This is a genomic window from Streptomyces sp. NPDC058291 (assembly GCF_042880855.1).
Classification (GTDB): Bacteria; Actinomycetota; Actinomycetes; order Streptomycetales; family Streptomycetaceae; genus Streptomyces.
In genome coordinates this window covers 117398-140963 of sequence record NZ_JBHVYK010000001.1, presented here as the reverse complement: position 1 = coordinate 140963, position 23566 = coordinate 117398, and the positions used below count along the sequence as shown (strand labels likewise).

Here is a 23566-nt window from a genome sequence, read left to right as displayed (position 1 = left end):
CCTACCGGACCCGTGCGGTCCCGTGGTGCTCGCCGGCGAGCACGGACCTGTGGTGGTGGGAGCCACCGAGCACGGACCCGTGGTCGTGGGAGCCACCGAGCACGGACCCGTGGTCGTGGGAGCCACCGAGTCCGCCTTCGCCGAAGCGTCCGCCCTGGGAACTGATCTGATGGTGCTCGACGGGTTCGGAAACGCACGACCGTCGGCGCTGACGCCGGGGAAGGCCACCCTCCGATCGGATGATCCTTGTGGTGGGTCGCGCGCCGCTTTCGGGGATCGTTGCGACGATACGGCGATGACCCCCAAGGCGGACACACGCGGGAGTTCCTCAACGGCGCGGGTCGTCCTGCTCACGCTCGCGGCGGGCCAGTTCCTGATGGCACTCGACAGCTCAGTCATGAACGTGTCGATCGCGACGGTGGCCGAGGACGTGGGCTCGACCGTGACCGGGATCCAGGGCGCGATCACGGCGTACACGCTCGTGATGGCGATGCTCATGATCCCCGGCGGCAAGGTCGGCGCGCTGATCGGCCGCAAGCGGGCCTTCATGATCGGCTGCGTCATCTACGGCTGCGGGTCCCTAACGACGGCCCTCGCCCCGAACCTGCCGGTGCTGCTGATCGGCTGGGCGTTCCTGGAAGGCGTCGGCGCGGCACTGATCCTGCCCGCGATCGTGGCACTCGTCGCCGGGAACTTCGCTGTGGAACGCCGTCCCGCCGCCTACGGACTTGTCGCCGCCGCAGGGGCCGTGGCGATCGCGGTGGGGCCCCTCATCGGGGGTGTGGCGACGACGTACTTCTCCTGGCGCTGGGTGTTCGCCGGTGAAGTGCTTCTGGTGCTCGGCATCCTGGTGCTCGCCCGCAGGGCCGCCGACGCGGCGCCCGACCGGCGGCCGCGCATCGATCTCGTGGGCGCCGTGCTCTCCGCTCTGGGCCTCGGGATCTTCGTGTTCGGCGTGCTGCGTTCGGACCAGTGGGGCTGGTTCCGGCCGAAGCCCGACGCGCCCTCGTGGCTGGGGGTGTCGCTGGTCGTCTGGCTGATGCTGGTCGGCCTGTTCCTGATCTGGGCCTTTCTGCGCTGGGAGGCCCGGCTCGTCGGACAGGGCAGGGAGCCGCTCGTGGATCCGGAACTGCTGGAGAACAAGCAGCTCACCGGTGGCCTGACGATGTTCTTCTTCCAGTACCTCGTGCAGATGGGCGTGTTCTTCGTCGTACCGCTCTATCTGTCGGTGGCCCTCGGTCTTTCCGCACTCAAGACCGGCGCACGCATTCTGCCGCTCTCGCTGACATTGCTGGCGGCCGCGATCCTCATCCCGCGTCTCCTCCCGGACGTCTCACCGCGTCGGGTGGTACGGCTCGGGATCCTCTCCATGTTCGCCGGGGCGCTGGTGCTCTTGGCCGCGCTCGACGCGGACGCGGGCGCGGAGATCGTCACCGTCCCGCTGCTGCTGATCGGGCTGGGCATGGGCGCGCTGGCCTCCCAGCTCGGCTCGGTCACCGTGTCCGCGGTGCCGGACCGGCAGAGCGCGGAGGTCGGCGGCATCCAGAACTCTGTCACCAACCTCGGGGCCTCGATCGGTACGGCACTCGCCGGGTCGATCCTGATCGCGACCCTGACCACGTCGTTCCTGACCAGCATCGAGCAGAATCCCGCGGTGCCGGCCAGGGTCAAGGACTCGGCGAACGTCCAACTCCAGAGCGGTGCGCCCTTCCTGTCGGACGCTCAGCTCAAGACCGCCCTCGCCGACGCCGACGCGAGTGCGGAGGTCACCGACGCCGCGCTCGACGCGAACGCCGAGGCACGACTCGACGGCCTGCGCGCGGCACTCGCCGTCCTCGCGTTCAGCGCCCTCGTCGCGCTGTTCTTCACCCACCGGATCCCGACGACCCAGCCCGGCTCGACCAAGGCGTAGCGGCGGGCGACGGTAGGGGCCGCCATTGGATCGCCGAGGGTCCCCTACCTCGGGCTGCTTCCCCTGGCCCTCGGCGTGAAGGCGGCCTGGCGGGCTTGGAAGCACCGCGACGACGAAGCCGACGAGCAGCAGACGACCGAGGGCGGCCTGAAGGCCCTGGAGGTTGCCGCCGTCACCTTCGCCAACGGCGGCGAGACCGTCGGCGTCTACGTTCCGGTCTTCGCCACCGCCGGCGCGGGCGGCATGAGCGTGTACGTGATCGTCTTCCTCGCCCTGGTTGCCGTGTGGTGCTTGGCGGGCCGGTACTTCGCCACCCGTCCCCTGATCGCCAAAGCGCTCAGCCGGTGGGGCCACATCCTGCTCCCACTGGTTCTGACCGCCCTCGGTCTGCTCATCCTCGTCAACGGCGGCGCGTTCGGCTTGTAGGGCCCGGGGGCGGTGAGAGCGGTCGGAGGCGCATCGCTTCGGCGCCGACGCCCTCCTCGACAGTCACCTGCCGAGGGCGAGGAGCGCACCGATCGCTGTACATCCGCCCTTCGGCTCGGGTGACCGGAGAAGTCACCGGGCACTCCGCTGGCCGCGATGAGATGGTCGGCATCGCGGAACCGACACTCGCGGCGGGTGTCATGGACCTTGGAGGGAAACGAAGAGGGACGCCCGTGCAACCCCCGGACCAGGAACTGTTGGCCTTCGACACCAGTGCACTCGAAGACCGGGACGAGCAACGGGCGCGAGCGGCTCTCGACGGCGAGAACGGCCCGCTGCACAGGAACCACTTGCGCATCGCCCTGCACCTGGACCGGTCGGCCAAGGCGGAGAGCGGACGCACGGACACCGATGCCCGCTACACGGCCGGTTACAGCCAGGCACTCAAGGGCATGGCCGCCTTGCTGAGGCAGACCTCCTACCTGCCCGAAGACGGCCACCCTTCGTGAAACCCCGCTGCCTCCGGCTTCGGCTCCCCGATCGGTTCAACGGACCTGGAGCTTGGAGGAGCAGACGTCAGACGCTCGTCCAGGCTTCCAGGAAGGCTTTCCGTCCAGCAGGATCGTCCGACCTGCGGTCGGCGTGCAGGACGCGCCAGGCAGTGAGTTCGAGATCGCGGAGCCACAGCTCTCCGATGACCTGTGTCTTGAGGTCGGGAAGATGGTCGGACTCGACGAGCGCTTGACCGATCACCTCCCCCGCCGCGACGCGTTGGGGCGGGGTCATCTCATCGACAGCCGAGAGGATCTGTCGGGCCAGGGCGGTTCCTTCGCCCGCCAGGGCTTGCAGCACCTCGGCCTTGATGTTGGCGGGCAGCAGGTAAGCGGTGCCTGAGGACCTCCACAGGTCCGACCAGAAGCGCTCGCCGGCTTCGGTGGGAGCCGGGAGCGCGGCCAGCAGCCCGAGGAGATGGCCGATGGACGCGTAGCCACGGGAGTGGGCAGCAGCGACGACCGCGATGCCGGCGACACGCTCCACATCGAGCTGCCGGGCTTCGAGGCCAAGAGCGAGGCCCAGTTGGTGTTCCAACTGGTTTGCGAGCGGAGCGGACATGTGAGGGCGGACCTCAGGAAGCATCGGCGATCCTTGCGGCTAGGCGAGCGGAGATGCCCGTTCGGAAGCCCTGATCGTTCCCCGGGACCAGCGGCTCTACTCGGTTCAGGGCGGTCCAATTGGCGGGAGCCACACCGGAGTCCACCCGCCGGCGAGGAAGCCCACGCCCGGCGGAGGCGGCGCCGCGTCCTCATCCTGATCGGGGCCGTCGGTCTTCTCGGCAGCGTCTTCTCGGCAGCGTGGACGCGGTCGTCTACGACATCCGACGGCCGGACCCTCACCCCGCTGGTTCGGTTTCCACGAGGTGTTCCATGCGTTGACGGCGGCAGCCTTCGCCGCGCATTGCATCACCCTTTTCCTTGTCACCTGCTGACCGCCCATATCTGCACGCCTGCTCGCCCCGCCAGCGGCCCTGATCCATGGAGAGACCGGCGTACGGCGCGCCGGGGTGCGCGCCGGGCAGGAAAACTGAGCCGGAATGCGCGCTCCTTTGAGCGCTTGGCGGCGACCGCTCTTCTTGGAACGCTGCGCTTCGGATGGGCCAATATCTATGGCGGCGAGGTGAGGGTTTGACACGTCGCGCGAAAAGTGTTTTTGCTGCAGTGAACAGGACGGAGTCATTTACCGCCCTCGGCCCGCCATCTCATGCTACTGTCGATCTCAGTTGCAGTTGTGGTTCCCAAAACTTCAAACGCCTTCGCCGGTATTTTCAGCCGCTGGCGGCGTTTTCGTATTTCCGGTCAGTTTCCGGACGGGGCATCATCGCGGCGACCCGGCATCCGCGCATCGCGGGTCCCGGCATACTGCCCTAGAGGAGACATGACATGGCGTCAGGTACTGTGAAGTGGTTCAACGCGGCCAAGGGTTTCGGCTTCATCGAGCAGGACGGTGGGGGAGCCGACGTGTTCGCCCACTTCTCGAACATCGCCGCCCAGGGTTTCCGTGAACTGCTCGAAGGTCAGAAGGTCACCTTCGACATCGCGGCGGGCCAGAAGGGCCCGACGGCCGAGAACATCGTCCTCGCCTGACGCTGACGCGCACTTCGTAGCTGGGGCCCGCATCCCTCGGGGTGCGGGCCCCAGCTACGGACATTCCCCGCAGTGGTGCGACCTGCGGGCCGAGGAGCGCCCGCGGTCCCCAGTTCCGGGGCGCGCGCCTCACTCAAGGTGCAACGGTAGGCGTCCGGGATTTCACGCCCATGTGGCGTCAGCGGTTCCGTCGATGCAATCCGCACCAGATCTACTGCACCCCATATTCTCTTTTGTATTCCATTCGGCCCGTTCTTGTGATTCCCCGCGCTGCTATTGCTGCGAGAATTCCTTGATACGTGCCGTATCAAGGAAGGTTCTCAATGAACTCCGCACGTACGTATGACCGATCTTCCCGCCGCAGCCGCACCGACGGCCCCGCTTTCGGCTCCAGCGCCGGTTCGAGGCGGGACAGCCGTTTCGGCTCGTCCGCCCCGAGCCGTTCAGCGGGTCCGAGCCGTTCGGGCGGATCCGGCCGACGCCCCGCAGCGGTCCAGGGTGAGTTCGCCCTGCCGAAGACGATCACTCCCGCGCTGCCCGCGGTCGAGGCATTCGCCGACCTCGACATGCCCAAGCAGCTGCTGGCCGCGCTGACCGCGCAAGGCGTGAGCGTCCCCTTCCCGATCCAGGGCGCGACCCTGCCCAACACCCTCGCGGGCCGCGACGCCCTGGGACGCGGGCGCACCGGCTCCGGCAAGACCCTCGCCTTCGGCCTGGCCCTGCTCGCCCGCACCGCCGGACAGCGCGCCGAGCCCCGCCAGCCGCTGGCCCTGGTCCTCGTGCCCACGCGTGAACTGGCCCAGCAGGTGACCGACGCGCTCACCCCTTACGCCCGCTCCGTACAGTTGCGTCTCGCCACGGTCGTCGGAGGAATGTCGATCGGCAGGCAGGCCAATGCGCTGCGCAGTGGCGCCGAGGTCGTCGTCGCGACGCCGGGCCGGCTCAAGGACCTCATCGACCGCGGGGAGTGCCGGCTGAACCAGGTCGCGATCACCGTCCTGGACGAGGCGGACCAGATGGCCGACATGGGCTTCATGCCCCAGGTCACCGCGCTCCTGGACCAGGTCCGCCCCGAGGGGCAGCGGATGCTGTTCTCCGCCACCCTCGACCGCAACGTCGACCGCCTGGTCCGCCGCTACCTCACCGACCCGGTCGTCCACTCCGTCGACCCCTCCGCGGGTGCGGTCAGCACCATGGAGCACCACGTGCTGCACGTCCACGGCGCGGACAAGCACTGGACGACGACGCAGATCGCGGCACGCGACGGCCGCGTGATCATGTTCCTGGACACCAAGCACGCCGTCGACCGGCTGACCCAGGACCTGCTCAACAGCGGGGTACGGGCCGCCGCCCTGCACGGCGGCAAGTCGCAGCCCCAGCGCACCCGAACCCTGACCCAGTTCAAGACCGGACACGTCACCGTGCTCGTCGCCACGAACGTCGCCGCCCGCGGGATCCACGTCGACAACCTCGACCTCGTCGTCAACGTCGACCCGCCGACCGACCACAAGGACTACCTGCACCGCGGCGGACGTACCGCGCGCGCCGGCGAGTCCGGCAGGGTCGTCACCCTGGTCACCCCCAACCAGCGCCGCGACATGACCCGCCTCATGACCGTCGCCGGCATCGTGCCCCAGACCACCCAGGTGCGCTCGGGCGAAGAGGCACTCGGCCAGATCACCGGTGCCCAGACACCCTCCGGCATCCCGGTGACGATCACCGCGCCGGTAGCCGAGCGGCGTCAGCGCGGCACGTCCTCACGCGGCCGGCGCAGCCCCGCTTCGGCCGCCCGGCGCATGACCCGGCAGTCCTCGTTCGACGCTGCGGCATAAGGGCGTCGCCCTGGCTCGCTGAACCGCCTCGAGAGCGGCAGAACCACCCCCTCGTCCTTCTCCCTGTGAGGCATCATGCGCTGCGTCATCGCCCGCTTCCCCTTCGACCTCACCAAGAGCGGTGTCCTGGAATCGATGAAGGGCGTCAGGCCTGAGAAGGTCCTCGGCGCGTCCGTGATCGTCGGCCGTCGCACCTACCCCGTCAAGCAGGTCGGGCAGGTCGTCACACGACAGGACCGCCGCGACTTCAGCACCGACGAAGTTCTGCGGGCCATGACCCAGCTCGGCTTCACCTGCCGCGACCTTTCCCGGGCCGCTGCACCCGCTCGCACGCTCAACGCGTTCCAGGAGGCGTCCGCGATGCTCGGGGCCCCCGCGGCAGTATGACCGACGGACAGACGTGGGCCGCCGTCGCGGCAGCAGTGAGCTTCACCGTCGTCACCATGCACCTCAGTGATCCTCCTGGCAGCCGCCTGAGGCAAACCTGAGGCACCTGCGGCAGCGCAGGACGCATGGGAACTGAAACCGACCGCACACGGTTCCCCCGGACCCGAGCGGGTGTCGGCTTGTTCGGCGGGAGCCGGTTCATCCCACGGGCGGCGCGGTTCTGCGGTCGGCCTGCGGGCGAGCCTCGATGGGGCACGGGCGGCGATCACCAGCCCCGTCGCATCACGTGCTCGGCGCCTTGGCCAGCCTGGCGAGCTGCGCGGTGACCAGGGCACGCGGCACGGCGGCGGAACCGTCGCCCAGCACGTTGAAGGCGTGGAAAGTCACCACCGTCGACCCACTGCGCACCACGGTGAACGCCATCGGCATCTGCCTCCCGTTCACCTCACCGACCATCTGGTACGCCACCGCCTCGTCGCCCTTCGCCGCAGCGGTCACCGCCTTCACCGAGCTGTACGGGATCCCGTCGTCCTCGAAGCCCGAGCCGCACGCCTTCACCGCCGACCGGAGTCCTGCCATCACCCGCACCGCATCGGCCTCCGCGTGTCCGGCCAGCGCGACCGACAGCGCCGTCCCCATCTCGGCAAGCGAGGACTGGGTGACCGTACGCGCCACGACGTCGGTCGGCTTCGGGCTGGAGCCGAACGTCACCATATCGGCGAGCGGCCGGCACACGGCCGGGGTCGCCTGCGAACCGCCGAGCCCCACCACGGGGCCGTCCTCACCGGACAGCTTGTCGAGGGTGGACCCGTCCAGAGGCGTCATGGCCCTCTTCAGTTCCGCAGCGCTCAGCGGCCTCGCACCTCCCGCGGATGCGGGCGGCCCCACCGACGCGGCCTCCGGACCGCCTGCCCCCGCCACCTCCTCTCCGCGGCCCCAGTCCTGGCCGCACCCTGTGGCCAGCCATAGCACCAGTGCGGCCAAGACACCCGCCGCTGTACGTCTCGCGCACGCCGAAGAATCCACGCGTCCCATCCACTCCGACCGGTGACCAAAACGCCGAGCCTCCCACGCCCAGCCCGAGTTCGGAAACCCACCGGCCCCGTCCAGGAGGGTGAGCACTGCAGCGCGGTGCGCGTGCGGTGCGGGCCGGCGCATGGTTGTGCGGTTCGGACCGGTGGCGTTGGCGGCGGCTGTGCTGTCGTAACCGGTCAACGGTGGCTGCGTGGGCCGGTCGTTACCGATGCCGGCGCCCCTGGCTGAGACCAGGGTGGGATCTCGTCGTGCTGTGGTTCTCCGCTGGGCAGGGACAGCAGCAGGCCGAGGGGGTACAGGCGGCTGAGGCGGATGACGGCTGCGGCGACACCGGAGAGCACGAAGACGGCGATCAGGTACCAGGCGATGCCGAGCGCGATGCAGGCGAAGGCCAGGCCCACGACGCCGGCCAGCAGGAGGACCAGACCGCAGGTGCTGACCATCAGCCTCCGCAGACGTTTCTTGCGACCGCGTGCTTGTTCCCAGGTGGCGTCGGAGCGGGTCAGGAAATCGATGAGGGCTTTGGCGTAGACCACGTTGAGTAACTGGTCGAAAAGCACTTCAGGCACGATCGCGACGGCGAGCAGCAGGGCCTTCCACCCGCCGCGTTTGGTTGCCCACACGCGTTCGAAGGCCGCGATGCCGGTGACGGCGGCCCAGAACCACGGCACTCCGGGGAAGCCCTCGGTGACGGTGTAATACCCCAGGACGGTGAGGAAGAAGGGGACGAAGGCCACGCTCAGATAGGTGAGCGCCTGCCGGCACACGTAGGGCAGCGTGACGCGGGTGAGGCCGTAGGCCCTGAGGTTGTCCAGGGCGCCGCGCTGCCACCGTAGCCGCTGGTAGTAGAGCCGGGACAAGGTGGGCATGAGTTCGGTGCCCACGACGCAGGCGCAGGGGGAGACACAGCGGTATCCGAGGTGTTTGAGTGCGAGGGTCAGTTCATTGTCCTCGGTCAGCGACTCCACGTCGTATATGTCGTCTCCCCTCGGCAGGGTGTGCTCGGTGCGGGCTCGGTGGACGTGACGCAGGCCCTCGGCCCGGTAGAGGGAGGCGGTGCCGGTCAGGACGTCGGCGCGGCCATGGCGGCGGTGGAGTTCGTGCGCGTAACGCACGTACTCGTTGTCCTGGAGGTGGCAGACCAGACCGCGCAGCGGGTAGCCGAAGAAGATGGCGCCTACCCCCCCTATGGGCGGGAGGCCGGGTTCCTGCTCGTGCAGGCGGCGGGCTGCCCTGGCGATGAACTCGGGGGTCAACGAGGTGTCGGAGTCCATGACCATGACAGCGTCATCATCGGACAGCCGTGGCAGCAATTCGTCCAGGACCTGGTTGAGCGCACCTGCCTTGGCCTGCGTGTTCCCGACCGATTCGACGACCCTCGCGCCGTGGGCCGCACTGATCTGAACGGTGCGGTCGGTGCATCGGTCGGCGACGACGACGACCTCGTCCGCGGGCCTGGTCTGGGCCGCGAGCGACCGCAGGGTTTCGGCGATGAGCGCTTCTTCGTTGTGCGCGGGCACCAGCACGACGATCCGTCCAGGACCGGCTCGGCGAAGGTCGGGTATGTGTCCCGGCAGGGTCAGCCCCTTGGCGGTCAGGTCTCTGCGCTGACGTACGAACGCCGGGCCCCATGCCTCTTCGCGCGTCTGCCCCCGCGTCGGCCGGCCCACCGATGACACCTCCGCTTCCTGTAGCGGCCATCGGTCGGAACGAACTTCGCGATGCCGTCTGTGGCAGGAGGAAAGGGTTCCTGCTCCTGCAATGGCGCCGGGTTGCTTGAGCGATGGCGACAGCGGCGGACGAACTCCCGGCGCCGATGAGGAGGTGTTCCGTCGGAGCGCCGCGGCAGCCGCCGCTCCAGGGCCTGGATCCGTTCGCCGCCCGGCTCTGTTCGCCGGGAGATGACGGTGGCGCCCTACAGTCGATTCTCCCCGACCAGGGCCGCCCGGCAAGTGGATCACTGTGGTCGTCTCTGCTGCTCAGAAGCCCTTGACGAAGTCGAGGACGTACCACTTGTTCGTGGTGGAGTTGTAGATCGCGGTGAGGAAGTCCCGTTTGTTGGCCGTCGTGGTGAGGGTGACGGTGGGGATGGTGGTGCCCCGGACGAAGATCGAATTGAGGGTGAGGGTGCGGTTTCCGGTGGCGTCCTGGATGAGTTCCCAGGTGACGCGTTGGCCGTTGGCGGGGTTCGTGGGTGCGCCCAGGGTTCTGTTGCCCGCCAAGGTGACGCGGAAGAGGTCGCCCAGGGCCGCGTTGGTGGCGATGGTGGGGGCGTCGGTGAGGGTGACGGGGGCGGGATTGACCTTGGCGTCTACGTAGTCCTTGCGCGTCAGGTGATCGGCCGAGGTCGGCGCGGTGCCGGAGGAGACGGTGCCCTCGTAGTAGGCCGAGTCCGCGCCGTAGACGAACCCGGTGGCGACCGTGCCGCCGGCGGTGTCGTTGATGATGTTGGTGGTGCCCGCCAGGGACAGGGGTTCCACGTTGCTGCAGTCGCCGAGGGTGGCCGAGCAGCCCGAGTCGACCTTGATCGAGTTGACCGCCGCGCCGGTGGGGGTGTTCTCGGCGAATCCGAGGATGCTGACCGCTCGGGCACCGCCGGTGACCCAGATGCTGACGTTGGGGCTGTTGTAGGTGAAGGGGTTGAACAGGCCCACGCCGATCGCCGCGTTGATCTTCCAGCTGTAGCCGTTGTACCCGGTGCCGCGGTTGACCGCGGATTCGGCTCCGCATCCGTTGAAGCTGATGCCCTGGCTTCCGACGCCGGTCACCTCGTAGCCGATGCCGCAGTGGTCCGCGGCGCAGCCTACGAAGGAGCAGTAGGCCATCGTGTCGAGACGGAAGCCGGCGTTGGTGATGATGTCGGCGTAGCAGCCGATGAACGAGCAACTCGTGCCTGCCGCACCTGCGGAGACACCGTGAATGTCCCAGCCGTGGTTGCCGTTGTTGGCCGATGTCACGCCGGTGAACGTGGACACGATCGGGTTGGACAGCTCGATCCCGGTGTTGCCGAAGAACTTCACCGTCATCCGCGAGAACGACAGCGAGACGGTCGCGGGATTCGCCGACCGCGTCAGCAGAATTCCTTTACCGCTGCCGCTGCCCGGCCCCTGGACGGTGAGATCCTGGACGGTCAGCCTCGTGATGTCCGAGCCGGTGAGGCCGTTGGCCGTGGTGCTGCTCTGCGCGATCACCGACGAGCCGTCGCTGACGCCCTGGAGGATCAGGTTGGAGCGAGTCACCAAAGCGGAGGAGATTTTGTAGGTGCCCGCCGGGAAGACGACAGTTCCGCCGGAGGAAGGCACCGCGTTGATCGCGGATTGGATTGCGGTGGTGTCATCGGTGACGCCGTTGGCGGTCGCACCGTAGTCCAGGACGTTGAACCAGTAGCTGGTGGCCATGATGGTCTCCGTCGCTTGCATCGTGGATGCGGGGGGCTCAGCTGGGACCAGCGGGACGCCGGGTTCGGTCGCCGGCCCTGAGAGGAGTCGATCGAAGCCATCTCGACGAGGTTTCAAGGAAGGTGGCTCCGGTAGAGCAGCCCGTCCCCTGGAACGGACTGCATGACCGGCTGCTCAGGGCCAGCGTGGGCAGGATGACCGACCCCGCCGATCCGGTTACGCTAGAGATATAACTGATTACACCACGTCAGCTTAGCGGCTCCGGAACGAGCCGTGAAGTCTCTGTATATCCGTCAACGCGTCCTTCGGTTCGGTGATCTTCGGCCCGGCCGCGGCGCGCGAGTCGTCGCCCGCGACGTGCAGCGGCAGCCGCCGCGCCGAGCCCCGGCCGTACGTGAGCAGTCGTCCTCCGGCGGGATTACCGAACCAGCCGAAACGCGAGATCGCTCGTTGGCGGATGCGGGCACGGGATGTCGGCCGGTCCGAGCTGACACACCCGGGCCGCTACCGGACGGGGAAGCTCTCGATGTGGTCGATCACCGCTGACACGGCCTGCCGGTACGCGGTGCTCGACCGGCGCACCTGGGACAGCAGCATTAAACCCTCGTACGTAACCGGCTCAAGCGCCTTCAGTACCGGCCCGACACTCTCGACGCTTTCATAGCCGGCACTGGCCTGACCCTCGACGAACCCACGTCACCTTGAAGAGTCGAAGTCGGTAAGGGCGCGCTCACCCGCCTTCGGCCTGCATCGCGTGGTACGCAGTGGGGCCGAAGGCGCCTTGTCGTACGGTCGTTGGGAGCGCGGCGTCAGCCGACCTGTCCGGTCGGCCGCATGGTGATGTGGTTGATGTCCACGCCCGCGGGCTGATTGACGGCGAAGACGATCGTGTCCGCGACCTGCTCGGCGGTCATCACCGGCGCCGCCTCGGGGGTGCCGCCGCGCTCGTCCCAGAACGGGGTGTCCACCACCCCGGGTGCGACGACCGTCACGCCGACCCCGTCCTTGCCGACCAGCAGCCGGGTGTTCTCGGCCAGTGCGTGCGCGGCCCACTTGGTGACCGAGTACAGGTTGCCAGGCGTGTTGCGCACCCCGGCGACCGAACCGATGATCACGATCCGGCCCTTGGACTCCCGCAGGTGTGGCAGGGTCTCCCGCACCAGCAGGGCTGGGCCCAGGACGTTGGTGAGGACCATGGCGCGCATGTCCTCGGGGGTGTGGCTCTCCAGGTTGCCGGGCAGTGAGAAACCGGCATTGGCGATGACGTTGTCCAGTCGGCCCCACGCCTCCACCACGCGGCGCACGGCGGAGGCGACGTCGTGCGCGTCGCTGGTGTCGCCGGTGATCGTCAGCAGCCGCTCGCCCGCTGCGGCCGAAGCGGCGAAAGCGGCCAGCTTGTCCGCGTCACGTCCGGTGACGGCCACGCGGTGGCCCTGCTTGAGCAGGGCGCGGGCGGTGGCGGCGCCGATTCCGGTCGAGCCACCGGTGATCAGCGTGACAGGTGCCATGGGACGGCCTCCTTAGCGATGTGGTCATCGGGGCTCCGCCAGGGCCCCGGATGCCGATGAACAGGTCGCCGGTTCCCCGAAACGCCTGCACTATACCCAGCGATCTTCCCGCTGAGCCGGTACGCCATCGCTGACCGGCCATGATGCCGCACGAATGGGGCCGAACCCGCGCTGTTGGCACCCCTGTTGGGACCTGCGCGGCGCGCAGGTCCCAGGCTGCGCTCACGCTGTCGGTGTCAGTGACGGCTGTGATCATGGCTCGCGTGTACTTCGCGGAGTTTCGAGACGTTGTTCCCTCATCTGGCTGGTGTCGTGGTGGAGTTGGTCGAGCGGACTGCGGCTGGGATGGTCACGATGCATGCGCGGGCCCGCTCGGCGGGCGTACTGTCCGCATTGCGGTAGTGCGTCGGTCCGGGTGCACGGCCGCTCCATGCGACGGCTTGCGGATGCTGCGGTCGGTGGCGTCAGTGTGGTGATCGAGCCGCTGGTGCGGCGGTTCAAGTGCCAGAACTCGGCATGCCGGGCGGTGACGTTCGCCGAGCAGATCGCGGGGCTGACGAGTCCGCATGTCCGCTACACACCGCTGGTGCGTGAGCAGTTGACCTCGATCGCTCTCGCGCTGGCCGGCCGCGCGGGTGACCGTCCGGCCGGGGTGTTGGGCGTGCGCGTCGCCAAGGACACGCTGTTACGCCTGATCCGCGCTGTACCGGAAGATCCCGTGGGTGAGATCCGCGTGCTCGGTGTCGACGATTTCGCGCTGCGTAAGGGCGACTCGTACGCCACGATCCTGGTGAACCTGGAGAGACGGCGTCCGGTGGACGTGCTGCCCGGCCGGGATGCCGAACCGCTGGCCGCATGGCTGCAAGCCCATCTGGAGAGCCATCAGCATGCGGGGACAGGTCACTTCCACGTCCGCGCGGTTGCCGCGAAGAGATCCGGATCGCTGTGGACGGGGATGACACAGAGCAGGTGCCCGCCCGGTGCCCGCAGCACATGGCACTGTAGCCAACGAGACACCTCGGTGGCACCGAGCCCTCGCAGGCGGTCGACTTCGGCATCGACGTCGTCCGTTTCGATGTCGATGTGCATGCGCGGCGTATCAGCAACCGCCTGGACCACGGTAGCCAGCCCGTCCACAACGCCGACCAGCGAAGTGAACTGGGGCTCTGCCGAGTCGACACGGGCGGGCACGCCCAGAGCCGCCGACCAGAACTGGGCCGCTGCCGAAGCCTCCCGCTCGGGAGCGTCCACGATGAGCGCGTACATTCGCGATCGGTGCATGAACGCCACTGTAATGGTCGCAGAGCAGGTCCGAGGCTCTCGGAGACCGGCTACGAGCTGAAGGAAGATGCTGCCGCCGGGCAGCCGCAGCTCGTGCTTCGGACCGAGCCGGCGACGCTCTTGGGCGCGCGCGTCGGCGCGTTCAGCCCGCCTCTGGCCGCGAAGGCTCGCCCGTGGACGGCCACCCTGTCCGGTTGGCCGCCCGCCCTGCTTCTGCTTCCACGCCGCAACGATCTTTCAGGCGGGGAGGGCGTCTTGGAGCGTGGCATAGATCGGCAGGAGCTCGTCGAGGCCGACGATGTGCAGGAGGCGCTGCACGGCCGGGGGAACGTTCGCCAGGCGGAGCCAGCCGTCGCTCTCCTGTGCGGCACGGTGAGCGTAGAGGAGGAAGTGGAGGCCGCTGGTGTCCATGAACGTGACGTGTGCGAAGTCGATGACCGTGCACGGCGCGCATCGGTCGCCTGCGCCGCTGTCGAACGCCCAGCCCGCAAATGCCACGCTGTCGTGGTCGATCTCGCCTTGCGGCGTCAGGACGTGCACTCCCTGAGCGGTGGTGTGCTGGGAGACAGTCAGAAGGGATGCGCCCATGGGACCACCTCGTTCTTCCTCCGAGGAAGTGCCCACGGAGTCGACATCCCCACGCAAACGCAGGACCCGTTGCGATGTCAACAAAATCTGGGTTCGTATACCTCACACCTGCATGCGGCACGAGAGGCCGTCGAAGCGCTGCTCGCCCCTTGATCGGGCACGACTGCGAGGAGTAGGCCTTTCTCGCCCCGAATGGCTCGGGCCTGCGCTGATCGAGGAATCAGCGAAACCGCGACCGCGCTGATCACCAGGGCTGCGCTGAGCAGCTCTTGGACGTCGTGGTCGATCTCGCCCTGCACGGTGACGACGCGTACACCGCCGACCATGTGGATGGCGGTCGGCCACGATCGCGGCGGACTCGATCTGGGGCTGGGGCCGCTCACGCTGTTCTGGACGGTGGTCTTCCTCGGCTTCGTCGGCTACCTGGCCGTCTCCCGCAAGGACGTCCGGCGCGACATCGCACCGTGATACGCCGGTGGCGCCGAGCTGCGCAGCAGTCACCCGGCGGGCAGGCTGACCACGAACCGTGCACCGGGGGTGTGTCCGGGGTCGTGCGTCACCTCGCCGCCGGCGGAGCGGGCCAGGCGTCGCGCCAGCGGCAGCCCGAGGCCCGCTCCTGCGTGGCCGTCGCCCGGTTCCGCGCGTTTTCCGGGCTCGAAGAGCTGTCCGGCGAACGAGGGCGGTACGCCGGGCCCGTCGTCGATGACCTCGACGCGTACGCCGTCCGGTGCGCGGTAGGCGCGGACGGCGACCTTGGAGTGGGCGTAGCGGCAGGCGTTGCTCAGGAGCGGGCTGACCATGCGCTCGAGGAGGGCGGGTGGGACTCCGGCCTCCAGAGGCGGGCCGTCAGCGGCGACCGTCACGTGACCCGGCGCGTCGAGGACTTCGGTGAGGCGGCGCAGCGTGGGGAGGATCTCGGCGGTGCCCGGAGCGGTGAGTGCGCCGCCACGGGCGTCGTCGAGGAGGGTGTCGCAGATGGTGCGCATGGACTGGGCGGCGTCCGCGATGACCTTATGGGTGGCGTGGGTCTGGTCGGCGGTGCGGGGGCGGGACTGCCACCAGTCGAGTTCGGCGATGATCCGGCTCAGGGGTGTGCGCAGCTCGTGCGAGAGTTCCCCGGTGAGCTGGCGCTCGTGGCGCAGGAGGGTGCGAATCCGGTCCAGTATGGCGTCCAGCGATGTACCGAGGCGTGCGAGTTCGGCCGGGTGCCGCATATGGCCGAAGCGTTCCTCGGAGGCGACGGCGCTCCACTGGGTGGCCTGGTCGGTCATCGTGCGGACCGGGCGCAGCGCGCGGCCTACCGCCAGCCGGGTCAGGGCGTAGGTGCAGGCGAGCATCACGGCGTCCAGGGCGAGCGATCCCAGGAGCAGGGTGTCGGCCGAGCTCCGGTACGGCGAGAGGTCGATCGCGGTGACCACCGTGGCCTCGCTGTTGTCTGCGGACACCGGCTGCGAGCACAGCCGGAGGGGGCCGTCGACGTCGGCGGTGACGCACCGCCGCCCGCCGTGCCCGGCGAGGGCGTCGGCGACGTGGGTAAGGGGGCCGGCGTTCGGCGGCTCTTCCAGCAGGCGTCCGTCGGCGTAGATCCACACGTTGGCGTCGAGGAGGGCGTCGTTGGAGGTCTCCAGGACACGTACGGTCCTGCTGGTGGTGTCGATGGTCGTCGCGACGGCGGCGGCGCGGGTGCGCAGTTCGTCGTCCGCCTGATGCTGGAGGCGGTGCTGCGCGACCACATTGAAGGCGACGGTGAGGACCAGCATCAGCAGCGTGGCCGTTGTGAGGGCCACGAGGGAGAGCCGGCCACGCAGAGTGCGGGGTGCCAGACGGTGGAGGAAGGCGGCCGTGGCGGGCCGCGGCCGGTGGCGGGTAGCGCTCATGACAGGCGGTGGCCGATTCCGCGGGCCGTGCCGATCGTCCGGTCGCTGCCCGCCTCGCGCAGCTTGCGGCGCAGGCGGGTCAGGTACTGGTCGAGGGTGTTGTCGTGTACTCGGGCGCCCTCGGGCCAGCCCGCCCGGACCAGGTCACGGCGGCGCACGATGTCGCCGCAAGCCGCCATGAGCGCGGCCAGGAGACGGAACTCGGTCGGTGTCAGATCGACGGGGGTGCCCCGGACGCTGACCGTGTGCCGTACGGCGTCCAGTGCCAGGTCTCCGGCTGTGGCGGCAGGCGGCGGCGCGGCCCGTTTGAGGGCTGCGCGCAGGCGGGCCGTGAGTTCGGTGAGATGGAACGGCTTGGGCAGGTAGTCGTCGCCTCCGGCGGAGAACCCGGACAGCCGGTCGGTCAGCCGGTGGTGGGCGGTCAGGAAGATGACGGGGGAGAGGAATCCGTTCGCACGCATCGCCTGGCACACGTCCCGTCCGTCGGCGTCGGGCAGGCCGATGTCGAGCACGGCGGCGGAGATGTCGGGGGTGGCCAGCCGCAGTGCGGTGGCGCCGTCCGGCGCGGACAAGGGGTCGAAGTCCTCGTCGCGCAGCGCGCGCATCAGCACGTCACGCAGGGCGTGATCGTCCTCGACGACCAGGATCGTCTGGCGCATGGTCCTCCCCCTGCTCTCGTGTCACGTCCGTCTGTTCCGGCGCCGTGTCCTTCCGGCTTCCCGCTGTGCTGCTCATCGGCTCTACCGTCCTTCGCACCGAGTGCGTGTCCGTCGTGCCGGGGATCCATCGGTGGGGGAGCCAGCGGACCACGAGGCCCAGGCACAGGCCCAGCCAGCCGAGGGCGAACAGCCAGCCGCCGACGACGTCGGTGAACCAGTGCACTCCGAGGTAGACCCGGGTCAGGCCGACCGACGCGCCCCAGCCGCCGATGACCAGGGTGAGCGGGGTCCGGCCGCGCGGGGAGCGGATGCGGATGGCGATGATCAGCAGTCCCGCGGCGACAGCCGACGTGGTGGTGTGGCCGGACGGGAACGCCCATCCCGAGGCGTGCGTCGCCCAGTCCGCCAGGGGTGGTCGCGGCCGGGCGACGAGTTCCATCACCGCGTACCGCAGCGTCTGGCCCGCCCCGAGGCAGCCCAGACAGAGCGCGACGGCCAACGCGCGCTGCCGGCGGGTGCGCCCCGCGATGACCCCGGCCAGCACCGCCAGCGCGAACGGGACCACACCGGTCCCGGTGCCGGTCAGCCCGCGGGCGAACGCCACCGCCACGTCAGGCCGGTGGCCGACGGACCACGAGAGGAGGTCGGCGTCCGAGAACAGCGGTATGCCGTCATGGCCGACCACGACCATGGTCAGCACCCCGAACGCCGTCCACGCGCCGAGGCCGCAACTGCCGGCCAGTTCGGCGACCTCACCGCGCTTCATGACACCACCAGCAGCGGCCGCAGGCGGGTGGCCGTGAGCCGCAGGGCCAGGGCCTGCGCACCCCTGCGCAGCGCCGACATGGCGAGCAGAGCGGCCAGCGCGCCCACCACGACCCCTGCCAGCACGTCGTGGGGGTAATGCGCCCCCACCCAGACCCGTGAGAGCGCCATCGCGCAGGCGGCCACCGCGGCCACCGCGCCGATCCGGCGGGAGACGAACAGCAGGGCGACGGCCGCCGCCGCGGCGATGGCCGCGTGGTTGCTGGGGAAGGACCAGTCGCCGGGCGCCGGACACGCCTCCAGCGTGGCCACCCGCAGGCTCTGGCAGGGCCGGTCCTCGCGCACCAGCAGCTTCAGCACCGCATCCACCCCGTAAGCCACGACCACGACGAACGGCACGGCGAGCGCGGTCACCGACGCGGTGGCGTCCACGCTTCGGGCACGCCACCAGCCGACGGCCATGAGGACCGCGAACAGGGCGAGTCCGTACGTCGACCACGCCGACACCGTGTCGTCCAGCCACGCGGGAGCGTGCCGGGCGAGGTTCACCACGTCGGTGTAGGCCGAGCCGTCGAGCGACGAGCCGTCGAGAGCGAGGATCATCCGCGGGCCTCCTTGGCCTTCGCGGCCCGGTGCGAGCGGTACACCTCGGAGGCGACCGGAATCAGCGACACGGCCACGATCACCGCGACGATCGGCAGCAGATAGCGGTCCACGTTCGGCACGGAGGAGCCCAGCGCGTAGCCCGCCAGGGTGAGACCCAGGCTCCACACCAGTCCGCCGGCCACCTGCCAGACGGTGAACGTCCGCACCGGTACCCGCAGGGCGCCGGCCATCGGGTTCAGGACCGTGCGCACCACCGGAACGAAGCGGGCCAGGACGATCGCCTTCGCGTGTCCGTAGTGCTCCAGCAGCTCCTCGGCGCGTTTCGCCCCCTCGTGCAGGCGGGCCGAGCGGCTTCGGGCGAGCAGGGTACCGCCCGCTCGGCGGCCCAGCAGATATCCGCACTGCGCGCCCGCCAGCGCGCCCACCGCCGCGGCGACCAGGAGCGGGGCGAGGGACAGCTTCAGGCCGCGGTCGGCGGTGCCGGTGCACAGCAGACCGGCCGTGAACAGCAGCGAGTCGCCCGGCAGGAAGAAGCCGATCAGCAACCCGGTCTCGGCGAACAAGACCACGCCCACGCCCAGCACGCCGAAGGCGGACAGCAGCGACCGGGCGTCCAGCACATTGACGGCGAGCTGCGACGATAGGTGCATGGCTGTGGTCATCGTCGGGAGCTCCTTCATCGTTCTTCCGGGCTGTCGGATGCGGCAGAACGGCGGCATGGCGGCATCCGACGACTGACTACAATCTTGTAGACGGTCTACTGAACTGTAGACGATGGCGGAATGAGGAACGTTCCCATGACCGACGCGAAGGACGAGAGGCGGCCGGCCGGCGAACTCGAAGCCGCCGTCATGGCCGCGCTGTGGGCCGCCGGGGTCCCGCTCACACCCGGGCGGGTGCAGACCGAACTCGGTTCCGGCCTGGCGCGGACCACGGTGGCGACGATACTGACCCGTCTGCACGAGAAGGGCGTCGTCGACCGTGAGCGGGAGGGGCGCGGTTACGCCTACTTCCCCGTGCAGGACGCTCCCGGGCTGACCGCCCGCCGCATGCACACCGAACTGGACCGGGACACCGACCGGGAGACGGTCCTGGCCCGCTTCGTCGCCCAGCTCAGCCCCGGCGACGAGCAGCACCTGCGCCGGCTCCTGGAGGGTGACGAGCGATGACCGCTCTGCTGCTCCTCCCGCTGATCCTGCCCTTGCTCGCGCCGACGCTGGCCCGCCGGACCCTCGACCGCCTGGCCCCCGCCACCGCGCTGTGGGTCCTCACCGCATCGGCCCTGGCACTGGCCGGGACCTGCGTCGCCGCCCTCGGCGCCCTGGTCCTGACCGGACTGCTCAAGCTCCCCGCCTTCGCCGCCCTCGGTGAACTCGTCCACCCGCTGCGCACCCCTTCGGACTACTTCGTCCTCCCCGCCGCCATGGCGGCCACCGGAGTGCTCACCGTCAGCGTCTGGACCCTTGTGCGCTCGGCCTTCCGGCAGGCCCGCGCCTTCAGGAACGCCCGCACGCAGGCCGACCGCCGCCCCGCCGCAGGTGACCTGTGCGTGATCGATTCGCCCGATCCGGACGCGTACGCCCTGCCCGGACGGCCCCACCGCATCGTCGTCACCACCGCCATGCTGCGCAGCCTGGGACCTGCCGAGCGTGAGGCCCTCTTCGCCCACGAGCGCGCCCACAACCGGGCCGGCCACCACTACTTCCTCGCCGCCGCCGAACTCGCCGCCCACTGCCATCCCGCCCTGCGCGCCACCCGTGCCACCATCCGGCTCGCCGCCGAGCGAGCTGCCGACGAGGCCGCCGCCGAGGCCACCGGAGACCGGCGCCTGATCGCCACGGCCATCGCCCGCGCCGCCCTGGCCGGCCACGCCTCCCCGTCCACGCGTCCCGACTTCGCGCCCGCGGCGACGAGCGGCCCGGTGCCGCAGCGCGTCGCCGCCCTCCTCGCACCCTCCGAGAAGCCCTCGCGCACCACCCGCCGTACCGCATTGCTCCTCGTGGCCTGCACGGTCCTGTCCGTCGCCGCCGGAACGGCCGGCGTGGTCGACTTCCATCACGAGGTAGAGGTCGCCCAGGGCGAGGAAGGTCCGTGACCGCCTCGCAACGGTGGCCGACCACGAGGATCACTCTGTCCTTCGGGTGATCACCCTCGGACGAGGATCGGCTCCAGCAGTTGGAACAGGTCGCCGGTGGCATCGGCGGCACTCATTGCGGTGAGGGCTCCGAGAGCCAGAACGGGCGCCGCCGGCAGCCACAGCCGTGGCGGCGGGGCGATCTGGAGAGCGGCGATACGGCGGGTGACCGCGCGGTCGGTGAAACCGAGTCCGCGGGACGGCCTCCGGCCTCCGGCCGTGAGCGCTGCCCGCGCGAGAGCCCGGGCGGCGCAGGCGCGGTCGCCGACCGCCGCGGCCGCTCGCTCGTCGGCCCAGCGTTCCACGAGGAAGACGACCGCGTGCCGAACCGGGGCCAGGAGCGGGTTCACCGCGCCGGCCAGCGACACGGCGGTGCTCAGGCGTGCGTGGCGGTGGGTCAGGTGGGCCCGCTCGTGGGCGAGCAGGACGCGACGCTCCTCGGGCGAGAGGGCGCCGAGCATCGTGCTGGTGACCAGGATTCGGCCCGGCGAGCCCGCGCTTCCCGGGATGGCGAACGCCTCGGCGACGGGGGAGGCGGCCACGATCAGCTCGGTGTCCGGCGGCTGCCCCTCGCACAGCAGGCGCAGGGTCCGGCGGGCGAGGTACTCGGCGCGGGCGGCTCTGAGGAACCGGTGGGCAAGGAAGAGGAGCAGCGCGAGCGCGACGAACGCGACGGTCTCCGGGACCGGCTCGGGAAGCGGGCGGCCGTCCTCGCGGGCATCCGCGACCACCGGGGGAGCAGCGCCGACGAGGGTGGCGGCCAGCAGGAGCAGGGACCACGTGGTCGCCGCAGCGCTCACGACGGCGGCCCCGGCCAGGACGCGGGCGGCGACCGCCGGCGCCCCCCGGCGGCCGGCCCGGGGGCCGACAGCGCCGAGCAGCAGGGACAGCAGGAGCGGTGTGTAGACGTCGACCCTCATCGCTCGCCACCCCCCAGCAGGTCGCGCAGCGCGCGCTCCTCCTCCGGGCTCAGCCCGGTGACGAACTGCTGGAGGGCGGCAATCGGGTCCGGGCCCCGGTCGAGGGCCTCGTGCATGGCTTCGGCGGTCAGCTCGGCGGCGTTCTTCGCGGGCCGGTACGCGCCGCGCCGTCCGTCCGCGTCCCGCAGGGCGAGCCCCTTGTCGTACAGGCGTCTGAGGATCGTGTGCACGGTGTTGTAGGCGAGACCGCCACCGATCTCGGCCTGAACCTCCGCCGGAGTCAGCGCCCGGTCCGCCGCCCACAGGGCCGCGAGCACCTCGCTCTCCAGTTCGCCGGCGCTACGCCGTTCGGCTCTGCCCCGCGGGCCCCTGCCAGCCATGACTGAGACCTTACAGCGTGTAGGGGTATGACGGTCTCGGTCTCGAGACGCTGCCCTCGGCGTGGACCCTACAGGCTGTAGGGTTGAACTGGCCGCACAGGCCGTAGGAGTAAGGGGTGGGCGATGCGAGACGGCTCGCAGGCCACGGACGGGTCGGCCACGTCGACCGGCCCGCGCAGGCCCGACCCGCCGACGGCCGCTCGCATCGCCCCCCGATCCGGCGGCGAGGTGGCGCTCGCGGTCGTGGCCGGCGCCTTCACTCTGGCCCAGCTCCTCCTCGTACGACCGGGGATGGGCCTCGGCTGGGACGAGTCGGTCTACGTCAGCCAGGTCGCCTCCCACGCCCCGGCGGCGTTCTTCAGCGCCCCGCGCGCCCGCGGCGTCCCGCTGCTGGTGGCGCCGGTCGCCGCCTGGTCGTCGTCCACCGCACTGCTGCGGATCTACCTGGCCGTCCTCTCCGGCCTCGCCCTCTTCCTCGCGCTCCGCGCCTGGCGGGGCGTCTTCCCCGCCCGGGTGCTCGCGACCGCGGGAGCTCTGTTCGCCACCTTGTGGGTGACGCTGTTCTACGGCCCTCAGGCCATGCCCAACTACTGGGTCGCCGTCGGCGCCTTGGCCGGCACGGGCTGCTTCCTGCGCGCCCAGGCGAACCGCTTCGACCGCGCGGCCCTGTGGGGCCTGGGCCTGAGCGCGGCCCTGATGGCCTGGATGCGCCCCACGGACGCGGTCTGGGCGACTCTGCCGCTGCTCGCCCTGCTGGTGGGCGTACGGCGATGGCGGCGGCCCGCGCTGGCGGCGGCGCTGGTCGGCGGCCTGGTCACCGGGGCGGCCGAGTGGGTGATCGAGGCGTACGTCTCCTACAACGGACTGGCGCAACGCCTGTCCGACGCGTCCCGCATCCAGGGCGGCCTCGGCTGGAACACCGCCGTGGCAGACCAACTGCGCGCCCTGGCCGGACGTACGCTCTGCCGCCCGTGCGCCGGCGCCGCGCCCCCGCTGCCCGTGACTCTGTGGTGGTACGTCCTGCCGCTGCTCGCCGGCCTCGCGGCCGTGGTGGCGATCCGCGCCCGGCGGCCCGTCGCCACGCTGGTACCGCTGGCCTGCGCCGCCTCCGCGGCCTTCCCCTACCTCTTCCTCATCGGCTACGCGGCACCCCGCTTCCTGCTGCCCGCCTACGCGCTGCTCGCCGTCCCGGTCGCCGATCTTCTGGTGCGCCTGGTCCGGGCACCCGGACGGATCCGTCGGCCGCTGACCGCGGCGATGCTGGCCCTCGCTCTGGTCGGGCATCTGGCCGTGCAGTTCGTGGTGCTGGAGCACACCGTTCGGCAAACCACCGCGGCCCACCGCGAGTGGGCCGCCGTCGCCGCCGGGCTGCACAGGCTGGGCGTCCGTCCGCCCTGTCTGGTCACCGGAGAGAACGACGTCCCGATCGCCTACTACGCGGGCTGCTCGTCCGCGGCGACCGGTGGCCACGACGCCAACACCACGTCAGCCGGCATCCGGCGGTCCGTCCGCCACAGGCCCGCCGCCACTCTCGTGGCACCGGGCGACAGCCCGCCCGGCTACGCCCGCTCCTGGACTCCGCACCAGGTGGCCGGCCTGCGCGTGTACGTCGCACCCGCCTCGGCGCCGGGAGGGCGGCGGTGACCGCCACCGGCGTTCCGCTGTCCCGCGGCCTCGGCCGACCCTGGCAGCTCGCCGCCACCGCGGTCGTGGTGGC

At 70.3% G+C, this 23566-nt stretch carries 24 protein-coding genes and 3 pseudogenes; 13 read left to right on the top strand and 14 right to left on the bottom strand.

From position 1 onward, the window contains the following. Positions 1–295 precede the first annotated feature (295 nt). The 3 genes from ACFVYK_RS00715 to ACFVYK_RS00705 all read left to right on the top strand — a co-directional run bounded on the left by ACFVYK_RS00715 (position 296) and on the right by ACFVYK_RS00705 (position 2847). Positions 296–1912, top strand: coding sequence for an MFS transporter (locus ACFVYK_RS00715; protein WP_389767010.1), 1617 nt, complete (start codon positions 296–298; stop codon positions 1910–1912). A gap of 75 nt (positions 1913–1987) precedes the next feature. Further along, the gene (locus ACFVYK_RS00710; RefSeq protein WP_389767008.1) at positions 1988–2338 is read left to right on the top strand and encodes a cadmium resistance transporter; all 351 of its coding nucleotides are present in this window, start codon (positions 1988–1990) and stop codon (positions 2336–2338) included. A 233-nt stretch (positions 2339–2571) separates the two neighbouring features. Further along, positions 2572–2847: a hypothetical protein gene (locus ACFVYK_RS00705; protein WP_389767006.1), complete on the top strand. Its 276-nt coding sequence runs from the start codon at positions 2572–2574 to the stop codon at positions 2845–2847. Between the two features lie 67 nt (positions 2848–2914). Here ACFVYK_RS00705 and ACFVYK_RS00700 read toward each other — a convergent pair whose 3' ends face one another. Then, on the bottom strand, positions 2915–3451 hold the full coding sequence (locus ACFVYK_RS00700) for a hypothetical protein (RefSeq protein WP_389767005.1): 537 nt from the start codon (positions 3449–3451) through the stop codon (positions 2915–2917). Between the two features lie 227 nt (positions 3452–3678). On the opposite strand from ACFVYK_RS00700, the pseudogene ACFVYK_RS00695 reads away from it, so the two are divergent. The 4 genes and pseudogenes from ACFVYK_RS00695 to ACFVYK_RS00680 form a co-directional block, all read left to right on the top strand. Continuing rightward, positions 3679–3824: pseudogene (locus ACFVYK_RS00695) on the top strand (hemolysin III family protein); the annotation flags it as partial. A gap of 451 nt (positions 3825–4275) precedes the next feature. After that, positions 4276–4479, top strand: coding sequence for a cold-shock protein (locus tag ACFVYK_RS00690; protein WP_007387007.1), 204 nt, complete (start codon positions 4276–4278; stop codon positions 4477–4479). Positions 4480–4802: 323 nt separating this feature from the next. Continuing rightward, on the top strand, positions 4803–6311 hold the full coding sequence (locus ACFVYK_RS00685) for a DEAD/DEAH box helicase (RefSeq protein WP_389767003.1): 1509 nt from the start codon (positions 4803–4805) through the stop codon (positions 6309–6311). A gap of 75 nt (positions 6312–6386) precedes the next feature. After that, on the top strand, positions 6387–6698 hold the full coding sequence (locus ACFVYK_RS00680) for an SCO5918 family protein (RefSeq protein ID WP_389767001.1): 312 nt from the start codon (positions 6387–6389) through the stop codon (positions 6696–6698). A gap of 282 nt (positions 6699–6980) precedes the next feature. Here ACFVYK_RS00680 and ACFVYK_RS00675 read toward each other — a convergent pair whose 3' ends face one another. From ACFVYK_RS00675 to ACFVYK_RS00665, 3 genes are all read right to left on the bottom strand, one after another. Beyond that, positions 6981–7523 carry a hypothetical protein gene (locus ACFVYK_RS00675; protein ID WP_389766999.1) on the bottom strand — a complete coding sequence of 181 codons (543 nt, stop codon included), beginning with the start codon at positions 7521–7523 and terminating at the stop codon, positions 6981–6983. 386 nt (positions 7524–7909) lie between these two features. Continuing rightward, positions 7910–9259 carry a glycosyltransferase family 2 protein gene (locus ACFVYK_RS00670; protein ID WP_389767177.1) on the bottom strand — a complete coding sequence of 450 codons (1350 nt, stop codon included), beginning with the start codon at positions 9257–9259 and terminating at the stop codon, positions 7910–7912. Positions 9260–9712: 453 nt separating this feature from the next. Further along, positions 9713–11131, bottom strand: coding sequence for a glycosyl hydrolase family 28-related protein (locus tag ACFVYK_RS00665; RefSeq protein WP_389766997.1), 1419 nt, complete (start codon positions 11129–11131; stop codon positions 9713–9715). 603 nt (positions 11132–11734) lie between these two features. Between ACFVYK_RS00665 and ACFVYK_RS00660 the strand changes: the two are divergent. Continuing rightward, positions 11735–11836, top strand: a pseudogene (locus tag ACFVYK_RS00660) (IS630 family transposase); the annotation flags it as partial. A gap of 104 nt (positions 11837–11940) precedes the next feature. On the opposite strand, the gene ACFVYK_RS00655 reads toward ACFVYK_RS00660, so the two are convergent. Continuing rightward, a complete protein-coding gene (locus ACFVYK_RS00655; RefSeq protein WP_389766995.1) occupies positions 11941–12639 on the bottom strand; it encodes an SDR family oxidoreductase in 699 nt (232 codons plus the stop codon). Positions 12640–12793: 154 nt separating this feature from the next. On the opposite strand from ACFVYK_RS00655, the pseudogene ACFVYK_RS00650 reads away from it, so the two are divergent. Continuing rightward, positions 12794–13513 (top strand): annotated as a pseudogene (locus ACFVYK_RS00650) (transposase family protein); the annotation flags it as partial. A gap of 26 nt (positions 13514–13539) precedes the next feature. On the opposite strand, the gene ACFVYK_RS00645 reads toward ACFVYK_RS00650, so the two are convergent. Beyond that, on the bottom strand, positions 13540–13905 hold the full coding sequence (locus tag ACFVYK_RS00645) for a VOC family protein (RefSeq protein WP_389766993.1): 366 nt from the start codon (positions 13903–13905) through the stop codon (positions 13540–13542). Positions 13906–14157: 252 nt separating this feature from the next. After that, positions 14158–14508 carry an STAS domain-containing protein gene (locus tag ACFVYK_RS00640; protein ID WP_389766991.1) on the bottom strand — a complete coding sequence of 117 codons (351 nt, stop codon included), beginning with the start codon at positions 14506–14508 and terminating at the stop codon, positions 14158–14160. Between the two features lie 324 nt (positions 14509–14832). On the opposite strand from ACFVYK_RS00640, the gene ACFVYK_RS00635 reads away from it, so the two are divergent. After that, entirely contained in the window at positions 14833–14976 is a 144-nt protein-coding gene (locus tag ACFVYK_RS00635; protein ID WP_389766989.1) for a hypothetical protein, read from the top strand. 29 nt (positions 14977–15005) lie between these two features. On the opposite strand, the gene ACFVYK_RS00630 is transcribed toward ACFVYK_RS00635, so the two are convergent. The 5 genes from ACFVYK_RS00630 to ACFVYK_RS00610 are packed head-to-tail and all read right to left on the bottom strand — an operon-like array spanning position 15006 to position 19077. Beyond that, positions 15006–16385, bottom strand: coding sequence for a sensor histidine kinase (locus ACFVYK_RS00630; RefSeq protein WP_389766987.1), 1380 nt, complete (start codon positions 16383–16385; stop codon positions 15006–15008). After that, entirely contained in the window at positions 16382–17044 is a 663-nt protein-coding gene (locus ACFVYK_RS00625) for a response regulator transcription factor (RefSeq protein ID WP_389766985.1), read from the bottom strand. The genes ACFVYK_RS00630 and ACFVYK_RS00625 overlap by 4 nt, the downstream gene beginning before the upstream one ends. Further along, the gene (locus ACFVYK_RS00620) at positions 16998–17810 is read right to left on the bottom strand and encodes a phosphatase PAP2 family protein (protein ID WP_389766983.1); all 813 of its coding nucleotides are present in this window, start codon (positions 17808–17810) and stop codon (positions 16998–17000) included. The genes ACFVYK_RS00625 and ACFVYK_RS00620 overlap by 47 nt, the downstream gene beginning before the upstream one ends. After that, positions 17807–18412 (bottom strand): phosphatase PAP2 family protein, encoded by a 606-nt coding sequence (locus ACFVYK_RS00615; protein WP_389766981.1) that lies wholly within the window; start codon positions 18410–18412, stop codon positions 17807–17809. Before ACFVYK_RS00615 ends, ACFVYK_RS00620 begins: the two co-directional genes overlap by 4 nt. Then, positions 18409–19077 (bottom strand): DedA family protein, encoded by a 669-nt coding sequence (locus ACFVYK_RS00610; protein ID WP_389766979.1) that lies wholly within the window; start codon positions 19075–19077, stop codon positions 18409–18411. Before ACFVYK_RS00610 ends, ACFVYK_RS00615 begins: the two co-directional genes overlap by 4 nt. A 135-nt stretch (positions 19078–19212) precedes the next feature. On the opposite strand from ACFVYK_RS00610, the gene ACFVYK_RS00605 reads away from it, so the two are divergent. Further along, positions 19213–19584: a BlaI/MecI/CopY family transcriptional regulator gene (locus ACFVYK_RS00605; RefSeq protein WP_389766977.1), complete on the top strand. Its 372-nt coding sequence runs from the start codon at positions 19213–19215 to the stop codon at positions 19582–19584. Then, positions 19581–20510, top strand: a complete 930-nt coding sequence (locus tag ACFVYK_RS00600) for a M48 family metalloprotease (protein WP_389766975.1) — start codon at positions 19581–19583, stop codon at positions 20508–20510. Before ACFVYK_RS00605 ends, ACFVYK_RS00600 begins: the two co-directional genes overlap by 4 nt. Positions 20511–20560: 50 nt before the next feature. Here the strand turns inward: ACFVYK_RS00600 and ACFVYK_RS00595 are convergent, their stop codons facing one another. Both ACFVYK_RS00595 and ACFVYK_RS00590 read right to left on the bottom strand, forming a co-directional pair. Further along, entirely contained in the window at positions 20561–21469 is a 909-nt protein-coding gene (locus tag ACFVYK_RS00595) for a M48 family metalloprotease (protein WP_389766973.1), read from the bottom strand. Continuing rightward, entirely contained in the window at positions 21466–21849 is a 384-nt protein-coding gene (locus ACFVYK_RS00590) for a BlaI/MecI/CopY family transcriptional regulator (RefSeq protein WP_389766971.1), read from the bottom strand. The genes ACFVYK_RS00595 and ACFVYK_RS00590 overlap by 4 nt, the downstream gene beginning before the upstream one ends. A gap of 123 nt (positions 21850–21972) precedes the next feature. On the opposite strand from ACFVYK_RS00590, the gene ACFVYK_RS00585 reads away from it, so the two are divergent. Continuing rightward, entirely contained in the window at positions 21973–23493 is a 1521-nt protein-coding gene (locus ACFVYK_RS00585; protein ID WP_389766969.1) for a hypothetical protein, read from the top strand. Positions 23494–23566 lie beyond the last annotated feature (73 nt).

Bases quoted from the DNA above. Each gene is read 5' to 3' on its own strand.
- ACFVYK_RS00715 (WP_389767010.1), top strand. From the start codon at position 296: ATGACCCCCAAGGCGGACACACGCGGGAGTTCCTCAACGGCGCGGGTC.
- ACFVYK_RS00700 (WP_389767005.1), bottom strand. From the start codon at position 3,451: ATGTCCGCTCCGCTCGCAAACCAGTTGGAACACCAACTGGGCCTCGCT.
- ACFVYK_RS00690 (WP_007387007.1), top strand. From the start codon at position 4,276: ATGGCGTCAGGTACTGTGAAGTGGTTCAACGCGGCCAAGGGTTTCGGC.
- ACFVYK_RS00685 (WP_389767003.1), top strand. From the start codon at position 4,803: ATGAACTCCGCACGTACGTATGACCGATCTTCCCGCCGCAGCCGCACC.
- ACFVYK_RS00680 (WP_389767001.1), top strand. From the start codon at position 6,387: ATGCGCTGCGTCATCGCCCGCTTCCCCTTCGACCTCACCAAGAGCGGT.
- ACFVYK_RS00675 (WP_389766999.1), bottom strand. From the start codon at position 7,523: ATGACGCCTCTGGACGGGTCCACCCTCGACAAGCTGTCCGGTGAGGAC.
- ACFVYK_RS00665 (WP_389766997.1), bottom strand. From the start codon at position 11,131: ATGGCCACCAGCTACTGGTTCAACGTCCTGGACTACGGTGCGACCGCC.
- ACFVYK_RS00655 (WP_389766995.1), bottom strand. From the start codon at position 12,639: ATGGCACCTGTCACGCTGATCACCGGTGGCTCGACCGGAATCGGCGCC.
- ACFVYK_RS00645 (WP_389766993.1), bottom strand. From the start codon at position 13,905: ATGTACGCGCTCATCGTGGACGCTCCCGAGCGGGAGGCTTCGGCAGCG.
- ACFVYK_RS00640 (WP_389766991.1), bottom strand. From the start codon at position 14,508: ATGGGCGCATCCCTTCTGACTGTCTCCCAGCACACCACCGCTCAGGGA.
- ACFVYK_RS00635 (WP_389766989.1), top strand. From the start codon at position 14,833: ATGTGGATGGCGGTCGGCCACGATCGCGGCGGACTCGATCTGGGGCTG.
- ACFVYK_RS00630 (WP_389766987.1), bottom strand. From the start codon at position 16,385: ATGAGCGCTACCCGCCACCGGCCGCGGCCCGCCACGGCCGCCTTCCTC.
- ACFVYK_RS00625 (WP_389766985.1), bottom strand. From the start codon at position 17,044: ATGCGCCAGACGATCCTGGTCGTCGAGGACGATCACGCCCTGCGTGAC.
- ACFVYK_RS00620 (WP_389766983.1), bottom strand. From the start codon at position 17,810: ATGAAGCGCGGTGAGGTCGCCGAACTGGCCGGCAGTTGCGGCCTCGGC.
- ACFVYK_RS00615 (WP_389766981.1), bottom strand. From the start codon at position 18,412: ATGATCCTCGCTCTCGACGGCTCGTCGCTCGACGGCTCGGCCTACACC.
- ACFVYK_RS00610 (WP_389766979.1), bottom strand. From the start codon at position 19,077: ATGACCACAGCCATGCACCTATCGTCGCAGCTCGCCGTCAATGTGCTG.
- ACFVYK_RS00605 (WP_389766977.1), top strand. From the start codon at position 19,213: ATGACCGACGCGAAGGACGAGAGGCGGCCGGCCGGCGAACTCGAAGCC.
- ACFVYK_RS00600 (WP_389766975.1), top strand. From the start codon at position 19,581: ATGACCGCTCTGCTGCTCCTCCCGCTGATCCTGCCCTTGCTCGCGCCG.
- ACFVYK_RS00595 (WP_389766973.1), bottom strand. From the start codon at position 21,469: ATGAGGGTCGACGTCTACACACCGCTCCTGCTGTCCCTGCTGCTCGGC.
- ACFVYK_RS00590 (WP_389766971.1), bottom strand. From the start codon at position 21,849: ATGGCTGGCAGGGGCCCGCGGGGCAGAGCCGAACGGCGTAGCGCCGGC.
- ACFVYK_RS00585 (WP_389766969.1), top strand. From the start codon at position 21,973: ATGCGAGACGGCTCGCAGGCCACGGACGGGTCGGCCACGTCGACCGGC.